Genomic DNA, 7809 nt, shown 5'->3' with positions numbered 1-7809 from the left:
TACTTGCAGCTAGACACAATTTGAAATAATTTACACTATAAAGTTAAGGAACGAGATCCCAGATACAAGTGTCTGGGCACTGGGATGACAGGAGGGGGGGTTGGAATGACACCAGTATGGTTATTAATTGAATAAATAACCTCCTTATTTTCAGAAATCATTGGCAAACAAATGTGATGCCATATGTTTTTTGGCTTAGATAAGAGGTGCCCAGTTAAGTCTTCCAGGTGGAGCCTATGCATCACAAGCACAATTACTCCTTTTTTTCTATCGTTGAGTCTCGTTACTAAAGTCTGATCGAACCAGTTTGTGGCACGTTTTCTAAATGTTTCACTCAAAGCTTGAGCAGGGTTAAGCGGATCATCCACAATAATAGAGTCACCACCTTCACCGGTTAATGTTCCTCCAACTGATGTTGCGATTCTGTATCCTCTCTGCACTGTTTGGAATTTATATTTAGTGTTCTGGTCTTTGGATAGTTCTACCTCTGGAAATAGTTCTTTATACCAATCAGATTGCATTATGCACCTGGTATCAAGCGAATGTTTTTCACTAAGCAACTTAGAATAACTTGCAACTATTATTCTTGCAGTTGCCCAGTATCCATGCGGGCCACGCAACACTCATACATATGGACTTCATTGAACGCGGAGGCATATTGAATATTATGCGCCTTACTTCCCCAGCATTCGCTGCTTCCAGCCTTTCTGCTATGACTTTTATGTACTGATAATCATTATACTCACATCCCGGCACCACTGTTTGCAAGCACAGTTCAATGAATTTTAGAAAATTTATATTATCCATATGTGTATTTTAGTGAATGGAATGTAGACTTTAATAGTTTTGATTTGTCTTGTAAGATTGAGGTGTTACAGTGACAGGCTTACAATGCTGCTAATTTAGTAAATAACCTACGAGTGCTATTTCTTCAACTTTATCGAAGTAAAGAATTGATTTCCATTGCGGTAAATGAGCAACATTATTGAATCTTTACCGTTTTTCTTTACTGCTGAATCAACTTGTTTTTGAAAATCATTAGTATTTTCTATATCGGTTCCATCTAATTGGATAATAATGTCTCCTTTTTTAATACCACGCAACGTGGCATTACTGTTACTATCTACATTGGTAACTATCACACCTTTTGTAGGTACATTATTTTTACTTTCTTTTGATTCTTTTGGCAGATTTGAAACAGTTAAACCGGTTACATAATCAGATGTTGATTTATTTTCTTCTTGATTGTTATCTTGGCCATCATTTGTAGATTCTCCGATCACAACTTTAATATTAACCTCTTTGCTCTTTCTAAGTAACTTAACTTGCACTTTTTTCTCAGGTCCAGCTCTTGAAACCATTTGAGGTAATTGTGTCATTCTATCGATTTTTTTACCGTCAAATTCTAATAATATATCACCTACTTTAATCCCACCTTTTTCTGCAGGACTATCCTTTACTATACTTGCAACTAATGCGCCTTTTATATCTTTTAAACCCAAGGACTCAGCAAATTCTTTCGTTATAGGCTGAACTTGCACACCAAGCCAACCATGTTTTATTTTTTTGCCACTTTTTAATGTGTCAATAATTGACATAGCTAAATTAGATGGTATGGCAAAACCTATACCCACGTTGCCGCCAGACTCAGATGGAGAATAGATAGCAGTATTAATACCTATAACTTTTCCATTTAAATCAAATAACGGTCCTCCAGAATTACCCCTATTAATTGCAGCATCAGTTTGAATAAATTCATTCATAGTGCCAATACTAATGTCCCTGGACCTTGCAGATATAATTCCTGTGCTTACAGAGCCACCCAAACCAAATGGGTTACCTATTGCCATAACCGTATCACCAACCCTTGCTTTATCAGAATCACCAAATGCAACAGAAGAAAGATCTTTATCAGAATTAATCTTAAGCACAGCAAGATCAGTTCTTGCATCATAGCCTAAAACTTCTGCTTTGAAATAAGTATTATCGTTCATAGTAACTGTGATATCTTTGGCGTTTTTAATAACGTGATAATTGGTTACTATAGTTCCACCTTTATCTATAATAAACCCAGAACCAAGCAACACCACCTCTTTGTTAACACTAGGGCCCCTATCCATAAAAAACTGATCAAAATGCTCAAAAAACTCTCTAAAATCATCAAAAAAATTATTTCCTGGCATAGATGGAACTCTAGTTCTGCTGTTATTTTCTTGTTTGATGATTTGTTCGCTTGAAATATTTACAACCGCAGGAATGAGTTCTTCCACTAAATCGGCAAGTCCTTGATTACAGTTGCATGCAGTAGTGCTAGCATCAACGACCTTTTTTGCATTCCAATCAAACATATTAGCATACGAAGAAAACGCAATTAGAAAATATGCAAATATAGATAAAATAAATGCCTTACTTTTCATAGACTATTTCCACCCCTTATTTAAAATATCTAAAAAGTTATTGTTTGGTGAAAGTACAAATTTAGTATTATTTTCGGCAAATGATTTACTGTAAGCGCTCATAGAGCGATAAAAGTTAAAGAACTCTTCATCGACCTTAAATGCCTCATTATAAATTCTAGTTGCTTCAGCATAACCACGGCCCCTTATTTCGTACGATTCTTTTACTGCACTGGAGATAATTTCCCTTTTTAATTTATCAGCTTTTGATCTAACTTCCTGCCCAGCTTGCTCTCCTTCTGCTCTAATTTCTTTTGCTTCTTTTTCCCTTTCAGTTTGCATACGGCGAAATATTGCAGAACTATTTTCTTCTGGTAAGTCTGCTCTCTTAATTCTTACATCTATTATTTCTATGCCAAATTTTTCAGCTTCAGAATAAACTCCACGCTGAATCAATTGCATAACCTCTGATCTTTTTTCATTCAACAAGCTAATCAACGAAAATCTGCCTATATTTTCTCTTATGTGTGCTTCTATAACCGGATATAATCTTCTAACCAGACCTGATTCATTCCTCACAGCCTGGTAAAAAGTAACAGGATTTGTTATTTTATATTTTGCATACGCATCTACTATAATACGTTTTTGATCCGCTGTTATCACTTCCCTTGGGATCTTATCAGGACTTAAATCTAAAACTCTTTTATCAAGAAACTCTACACTATTTATGAATGGCAACTTAAAATATAAGCCACTTTCCCTAACATCCCTTACAACTTTACCGAGTTGTATAACTATCGCTTGCTTTGTTTCTTGCACAACAAATATTGAATTAAATAAAACAATCAATAAAACAACAAATACAGAAACAAAAACAATTTTAATATTACTACTCATGGTTATTTTCCTAAATTTGTAAGAGGTAAATAAGAAAACATACCTTTCAGATCATCAGTTACGACAACTTTCTCTACCTTACTGAAAATATTTTCCATAGTTTCAAGATAAATACGATTCTTAACGAGAGAAGGATTCTGTCTATATTCCTCATAAAGAGATAAAAAGCGATTTGCATTACCTTTTGCTTCATTTATTATTTCATTTTCATATGCTTGTGCATCTAATTTTATCTTTATCGCTTCACCCTTTGCTCGAGGTATAATATCATTATTATAAGCATATGCTTCGTTTATAGTACGCTCTTTGTCTGCACGAGCACTTTGTACATCTCTAAACGAACTAATTACTTTTTCTGGTGGATCAATTTTTTTCATTTGAACAGATAAAATCTCTATACCCATTTGGTATCCATCAAGAATCTGCTGCAATAGAATTCTAGTATCTCTAGAAATTTCTGGTCTGCCTTGACCAAGTGCAAAAGAGATCGTATTTTTACCTATTATTTCTCTCATGGCACTTTCAGCAGCATTTTTAACACTGAAACCGGGTTTGTAATCCCGCACTTTGAATAAATAGTCCTTAGCATCTCTAACGCGCCACTGAACCTCGAAGTTAACGTTGACTATATTTTCATCTCCAGTTAGCATCACGCCTTCACCGCGATCTGTATCTCGCCCATAAGAACTACTTACCCCAATTTCTTCACGATTTACTTCCTTAACGTTCACTTTAAAAACCTTGCCAATAGGGTAGGGGAAGTGATAACGCAAACCAGGTGTTTCTGTATTAGAATATTCACCAAAGGTAAGTTCTATACTTTCTTCACTAGGATGGACAATATAAAAGCCAGTGCAAGCATAGAACAGCAAAATAATGAAAATGATGAAATAAGGTTTTTTGCCCCTGTTTCTGGTTAATCCATTAAGAAAGAACCTTATATCAGATACAGCTTTACTTAAAATATCTTCATTATCAGGAGTTTTGTTCCCTACCGGTTTCTTTCCCAGATTCCAAGGATTATTATCATCAAACATAATGATTGATTCTATAATTAATACGCTAATATTACTTCTTTAATAAGAAAATGCAAACATAAATTGCTATTTTATTTACAAATTAATCATCAGGATGGAAAACATGATCGTACACTTCCTTTTCTCTATGTAATATGGTCGACTCTATGGAATTTTCTGGCTTTTTTTTGAATTCTTTGTTGTCACTCTTTAAGTGCACTACGTCTTTGTGAAAATGGGAATTATACCTAAATAGTAAAGCTATTATTATTAAAGTTATAACAGCCAAAAAGATGAGTGTTCTTTTTCTATACTTCATAAATGCTGCAGCTTCTTGACCTAATTTTCTATGTTACCACAAAACACGTCAAGCGAAATTATTTGAAGACAAATAAATACTGGCAATCAATTTAACACTAACTTAAGAATCAAGGAATACAATTATAATATATTTAATTAATAGTGAGGTTTAAAATGTTACGTAATGAAAAAAATTCAAATTCTGTTGGAACTCAACAAAACCAACCAGAAGATAGTTTTGATTTGAATAAAACGATGCAAAATCTACCAAATTCAGATATTGCTAATGATCACAAGAAGCTAAAAGAAAGAATGACTGACCTGTTAAAAGGAGATACAGAATTCTCTAAGATGAAACAAGGAGATAAGATTCTTGTAGTAAGTACAGCAAGTGGATTATTTACGGCAGTACTACCACTTTTGGCAGTTGGTGCAACACTTGCTATACCGGGTGCTATAGTTGGTCTTGCTTTATATTTCGCTGTAAAAGTCGCTGTAAAAGCAGTTCAATCTGGATATAAAGGGCTCAAGTGGTCAGCAGAAAAAACAGTTGATGGGGCGAAATATACTGCTGGGAAAGTTAAGGACGCATCAACATACGCTGCCGGAAAAGTTAGAGATGGTGCTATGCATGTTAAAGATAAGGTGAAAGAAGGTTATGAACATTCAGTAGATTCACTGAAAAAAGGCGCTAGTTTTGTAGGCGAAGGAGTGGCAAATAAGTTCCATAAGGCATCTGGTGAGACGGACTATTTAGATAAGGTAAAAAGGTTTACTCCAGATGCAATTAAGAAATCTGACGAAATAAGAAATGATATGAAAGCAATTTTTGCTGATAAAGGAAATAATTCTGGGTTAGTGAAAAATATACTTTCTGGAATATCGTCAGAAATTGATTTAAAAATGGCAGAGAAGGCAAAATCAGGGGAGATTGAACATACTTCTGGATGGCAAGTACAGAAAGAATTCATTAATAATTTAAATGAAAAAAGCTTGCATAACTTGTTAACACAAAGGTCATTACCTAAAGGTAGTTATTTCATCGACAGTGTTTTCTCTGAACATCACGATGAAATTAAGAAGGTTATTAAAGAATGTAGAGAAAATCATTTGTACTCAAGCGTAAGCAATATGTTTGACAGAGCAGAGAAAAAAGCTAACAGGCCTTCTGTCAAAAGTTTAACTAGGTCTGTGTCATCATCATTCTCTTCACTGGGAAGAAAAGGCTCTGAACAATCTAACAGCTTGTCAAAAAGCAATTCACTAAATTCTATAGGAACTGAAAGTACTGCTACTGTCTCTGATTCAGATTCTCAGAACTTTGCAACAGTCCGTAGAAGCAATTCATCTAGTAGCTTAACTCCTAAGCTTACTCCAGTTGCTCCACCAGAACTACCTAGAAGCGCCTCATTGACTAACTTAAATGGACAAAGTTCTTTCAGTGAAGATGTTCTCAGTGATCCTATTGTGGAGCAAAACCTGGATAGTTTGAGTAACAGAACTCTCACTCACAGTAATTCTACTGATAGTGGAATGGGTTCTGGTTCTTCTACGCTAACAAGAAAACAAGTTCTTCCTTTAAAAGAAGAATTTGACAGAGAACTCGAAGAAAAGTTGGCAAAACGACGCGCATCTCTAGATCAACCTAGTGCAGAACCTGTCAACTCAAGAGCTACAGCAACTCCAGGAACAGTGTAATAAGTAAAACTTCTACCTTCTCCAAAAGGATGTTACTCAATGAGTAACGTCCTTTTTTTGTTTTTAAACTATAGAAAAATCCTAGATCCCAGCGGTATGCGTACAACCGTATGAACATTGTGATTTCTCTGCTAGGAAAGGTGTCATCCGAGTAGCTGACACTGGGATCCAGGAAAGTTTGCTTGTTTACAAGCAAACTAGCATAGGAAGTGGTTACAACGTTTTCGATGAGATTATATGGAAAACTGGATTCCAGTGTCAAGCACTGGAATGACATCACAGGGGCACTGGGATGACACCTTTACGTTTGAGGCAAACTAGCTATAACACTTAACATACTACCTTTGCAAACAAATGTTCATACAGTACGCGCTGGCGTTATTTTCTCTTGATGAATAAATCTCGGTAGAGTATAGTAGCAATGCATTTATGTAGCTACTAATGAATAATTTAGTTTTGGTTTATACAACTTTTTCAAATTTTGAGGAGGCTAAAACTGTTTCTGAAGAATTGTTAAACGAGAAATTAATTGTATGTGTAAATATATTTCCCGAAGTGAATTCTCTGTATTTATGGGAAGGTAAAATTAGTAATAGTTGTGAAGTAGTGGCAATTATGAAGAGCAGGAATGATCAAGTTGATAAAATTGTAGAAAAAATCGAAGCAATGCATTCTTATGATCAGCCAGCTATTGCTGTGATGCCCATAGAAAAAGCAAATAAATCTTTTACTAATTGGGCTAATAGTGTTATTGATGTAAGTAGTATTGGGGTGTAGCCAAGTGGTAAGGCAGCGGTTTTTGATACCGCCACGCGAAGGTTCGAATCCTTCCACCCCAGCCATATTGAAGTGGGTGTGAAATGATATCACTTTTCTATAAATTAAGATTATTGAATTATATATTAGGTAGTCTAAAAGATATAATTGTGAAACTGTTTCTCTTCACAATGTATCTTTACACATTCAGCATTGTGCTCATGTTTCTCAGCAATGGTTTTTGGTATGCTGTAGAATTTTGCTCTTTCAAAAATGCGTTTTACCGTTTGTTTCAATATTGCAAGTGGTATTATGAAAATAGGGAAGATCTCGGTTACGGAATTTCTATTCGAATATTAGTGGCGTTTCTTACTCCGCATTTTCTCTATAAATTATTACTTGGCACAGGCTGGAAGTCCTTTTTAAAGGAAAAGATAATACAGATACTCAACACAAGAAGAAAAAAGGGTAGTGAGTTCAGTAACAGTAGCAAACCAAGTGGCAGTAGTTATAGTGATAAGAATAATTACAGCAATAACAGTGGTAACAATGAGCGTCAAGCTCAAGATGCAAAGCGAAAAGTAAACATGATAAAGCAGCTATTAATCAAAGATATAGAGGCAACTATAGATAGGAGATTGAATTATATTTTTTTCGGTAAAAGGAGTAAACCTCGTTAAGAGGTTGTCCGGAAACTAGTAAATTCAAGCATATTCCCTCTTTAACATAACCCTACTCATAGCTAG

At 35.0% G+C, this 7809-nt stretch carries 7 protein-coding genes, 1 tRNA gene and 1 pseudogene; 4 read left to right on the top strand and 5 right to left on the bottom strand.

The window, feature by feature from the left end:
• Window positions 1-77: 77 nt before the first annotated feature.
• From OZD62_RS00045 to OZD62_RS00025, 5 genes and pseudogenes are all read right to left on the bottom strand, one after another.
• Window positions 78-807 (bottom strand): annotated as a pseudogene (locus OZD62_RS00045) (hypothetical protein); the annotation flags it as partial.
• A gap of 116 nt (window positions 808-923) precedes the next feature.
• Entirely contained in the window at window positions 924-2417 is a 1494-nt protein-coding gene (locus OZD62_RS00040) for a DegQ family serine endoprotease (RefSeq protein ID WP_010962868.1), read from the bottom strand.
• Window positions 2418-2420: 3 nt separating this feature from the next.
• Window positions 2421-3293, bottom strand: a complete 873-nt coding sequence (gene hflC / locus OZD62_RS00035; RefSeq protein WP_010962867.1) for a protease modulator HflC — start codon at window positions 3291-3293, stop codon at window positions 2421-2423.
• A 2-nt stretch (window positions 3294-3295) separates the two neighbouring features.
• Window positions 3296-4330: an FtsH protease activity modulator HflK gene (gene hflK, locus OZD62_RS00030; protein ID WP_275019155.1), complete on the bottom strand. Its 1035-nt coding sequence runs from the start codon at window positions 4328-4330 to the stop codon at window positions 3296-3298.
• Between the two features lie 82 nt (window positions 4331-4412).
• Window positions 4413-4628 (bottom strand): hypothetical protein, encoded by a 216-nt coding sequence (locus OZD62_RS00025; RefSeq protein ID WP_006279848.1) that lies wholly within the window; start codon window positions 4626-4628, stop codon window positions 4413-4415.
• A gap of 155 nt (window positions 4629-4783) precedes the next feature.
• On the opposite strand from OZD62_RS00025, the gene walE1 reads away from it, so the two are divergent.
• From walE1 to OZD62_RS00005, 4 genes are all read left to right on the top strand, one after another.
• Window positions 4784-6307, top strand: coding sequence for an actin bundler (gene walE1 / locus OZD62_RS00020; protein ID WP_275019153.1), 1524 nt, complete (start codon window positions 4784-4786; stop codon window positions 6305-6307).
• A gap of 441 nt (window positions 6308-6748) precedes the next feature.
• Window positions 6749-7084: a divalent-cation tolerance protein CutA gene (cutA, locus tag OZD62_RS00015; protein WP_006279213.1), complete on the top strand. Its 336-nt coding sequence runs from the start codon at window positions 6749-6751 to the stop codon at window positions 7082-7084.
• Window positions 7075-7149 (top strand) — tRNA-Gln (locus OZD62_RS00010). The genes cutA and OZD62_RS00010 overlap by 10 nt, the downstream gene beginning before the upstream one ends.
• Before the next feature lie 135 nt (window positions 7150-7284).
• Window positions 7285-7743, top strand: coding sequence for a hypothetical protein (locus OZD62_RS00005; protein ID WP_275019152.1), 459 nt, complete (start codon window positions 7285-7287; stop codon window positions 7741-7743).
• Window positions 7744-7809 lie beyond the last annotated feature (66 nt).

The sequence above is a fragment of the Wolbachia endosymbiont of Drosophila seguyi genome (assembly GCF_028981765.1).
Taxonomy (GTDB): domain Bacteria; phylum Pseudomonadota; class Alphaproteobacteria; order Rickettsiales; family Anaplasmataceae; genus Wolbachia; species Wolbachia pipientis.
This window is presented reverse-complemented; position numbering and strand designations above follow the sequence as displayed.

Excerpts from the sequence above, each read along its gene's own strand:
- OZD62_RS00040 (WP_010962868.1), bottom strand. The coding sequence starts at position 2,417 with ATGAAAAGTAAGGCATTTATTTTATCTATATTTGCATATTTTCTAATT.
- hflC (WP_010962867.1), bottom strand. The coding sequence starts at position 3,293 with ATGAGTAGTAATATTAAAATTGTTTTTGTTTCTGTATTTGTTGTTTTA.
- hflK (WP_275019155.1), bottom strand. The coding sequence starts at position 4,330 with ATGTTTGATGATAATAATCCTTGGAATCTGGGAAAGAAACCGGTAGGG.
- OZD62_RS00025 (WP_006279848.1), bottom strand. The coding sequence starts at position 4,628 with ATGAAGTATAGAAAAAGAACACTCATCTTTTTGGCTGTTATAACTTTA.
- walE1 (WP_275019153.1), top strand. The coding sequence starts at position 4,784 with ATGTTACGTAATGAAAAAAATTCAAATTCTGTTGGAACTCAACAAAAC.
- cutA (WP_006279213.1), top strand. The coding sequence starts at position 6,749 with ATGAATAATTTAGTTTTGGTTTATACAACTTTTTCAAATTTTGAGGAG.
- OZD62_RS00005 (WP_275019152.1), top strand. The coding sequence starts at position 7,285 with ATGTTTCTCAGCAATGGTTTTTGGTATGCTGTAGAATTTTGCTCTTTC.